The organism is Pseudomonas orientalis, assembly GCF_001439815.1.
GTDB lineage: Bacteria > Pseudomonadota > Gammaproteobacteria > Pseudomonadales > Pseudomonadaceae > Aquipseudomonas > Aquipseudomonas orientalis.
Genome location: NZ_JYLM01000024.1, coordinates 1 through 1723 on the forward strand (window position 1 = coordinate 1; position 1723 = coordinate 1723).

The following is a 1723-nucleotide window of genomic DNA, read 5'->3' on the forward strand; positions in this document are numbered from 1 at the left end:
TGCATGGGTTGGGGATCTTGTTTTTGTGTGGTGCAAACCAAGTTGCCGACTCATGCAGGCTTCTTCAATAACTCCAACTTCTTGATTTTTCGTAAGAAAAATCGGGGATCCCTCAGGGTCAGACCACGTTTAGTGCTCCGCCAGAAGAATAGTGGTCTGACCCCATTTTTCCTGAGCGGGCAAGGAGGGGCAACGGAAACAGGTGCGTCGTCGAGGTTGATCCCACGTTATGGGTTGCGGATAGTCGCGATGTGTTTCGATAGTCATTGTGCAGTTCTTCCCTTCGTGCACGGATTAATAATCTGCATAACGCTCTTGCTAGTCCCCACATAGCTTCCTCCTGGTACAGCCAAAGCAGAATAATTCTTACGCCCTGTATCCTGAATAAAATTCCCTTGCACACCCGTGAAGGTTTCAGTGCTTGGAGGTGCCAGTACACTCAGAAACTGGTCCTTCTTTTCGAGTGCCAAGGCACCAGTTATGGGGACTAACCTCAGCAGTGCGGCATAAGGCTCAGTGAATACGTAAAAATCACCGGCCTCGGTTCTTCCATTTTGCATGTGTGCACATTGAATATCGCTGGTGTTGATGACTACAGCGCTCTCATACATGCCGCCTTTAAAATATGCTAGTACTAGATTGGTCTTGGTCACTACACCCAGGCCGTTCCTAGGCTGGCACACGTTCAGATCACCATAGGGAAATAAACACCAGTTGATTTGCGATATGGAGACGATATCGTCTGAGTTGAGCTTCAGATCGCGTTCTATATTGGCGCGTGCTTCCGGGGTTTCGTATGGGATTGCGCATGCACTCAAAAGAGCTGCAAGAGTGAGGACGAACGTTGATGCAAAAATCCGTTTCATAGCTTTCTTTTCCTAGGCAGTTCGCTATCAAGTCACGAGCGTGATGTAGTGCAGAAAAATAGGGGTTAGACCACGTTTAGTGCTCCGCAAGAAGAATAGTGGTCTGATCCCATTTTTCCTAAAAAAAATAAATCTCTACCTTTCCCTTACGAGCAACGTCGTTATATTAATGTATTACCTATGCCTGCAACTTTCCCTTTCAATTTCGCGCCACTTAACTTTCGACAACCTCAACCAATACTCCGTGAGCCTCTTTCATATAACAGGAATAGTCTTCACCTGCATACATCAAAACCCCGCTATCCCACCACCCCTCCCCTTCGACCAAAGCTATAGCTGGCTGTAATAAATTTTTAAATTTTTTATCCACGGAAATAACTTTTTTGCGCAACTCCTTAAAATTTTCGGAGCTGGAAATTGCTGAGCTATTCAACAACTGCTCTAGCAACCCTCTTACCCTAATTTCGTTTCTATACTCAGAATAATCCCAACGATATCCATCTTGGCATTCATCAACAAAAAAACTCCACTTTTGAACCAATGAGTCAAAAGTCTCATTACCAAATCCGATTTTGGTCAGAGTCATTGAACACATCTCAAAAATATTCTCGTTTATCATAACTGATCCTTGAAATATTTTAGCCTTGCTGCAGCATCACCATCAGGCCTAAAGAAAGTGTTTATTTTACCATTCCGCATAACGCCGAAATATCCAGCAAAATAGGGGTCAGACCCTGAGGGATCCCCGATTTTTCTTACGAAAAATCAAGAAGTTGGAGTTATTGAAGAAGCCTGCATGAGTCGGCAACTTGGTTTGCACCACACAAAAACAAGATCCCCAACCCATGCAGGCCATC

At 44.6% G+C, this 1723-nt stretch carries 2 protein-coding genes; both read right to left on the minus strand.

Annotated elements, in window-relative coordinates:
• Window positions 1-263 precede the first annotated feature (263 nt).
• Window positions 264-866, minus strand: a complete 603-nt coding sequence (locus tag TU82_RS27295; protein ID WP_057726499.1) for a hypothetical protein — start codon at window positions 864-866, stop codon at window positions 264-266.
• 214 nt (window positions 867-1080) lie between these two features.
• Window positions 1081-1485 carry a hypothetical protein gene (locus tag TU82_RS27300; protein WP_057726500.1) on the minus strand — a complete coding sequence of 135 codons (405 nt, stop codon included), beginning with the start codon at window positions 1483-1485 and terminating at the stop codon, window positions 1081-1083.
• Window positions 1486-1723 lie beyond the last annotated feature (238 nt).

Bases quoted from the DNA above. Each gene is read 5' to 3' on its own strand.
- TU82_RS27295 (WP_057726499.1), bottom strand. From the start codon at position 866: ATGAAACGGATTTTTGCATCAACGTTCGTCCTCACTCTTGCAGCTCTT.
- TU82_RS27300 (WP_057726500.1), bottom strand. From the start codon at position 1,485: ATGATAAACGAGAATATTTTTGAGATGTGTTCAATGACTCTGACCAAA.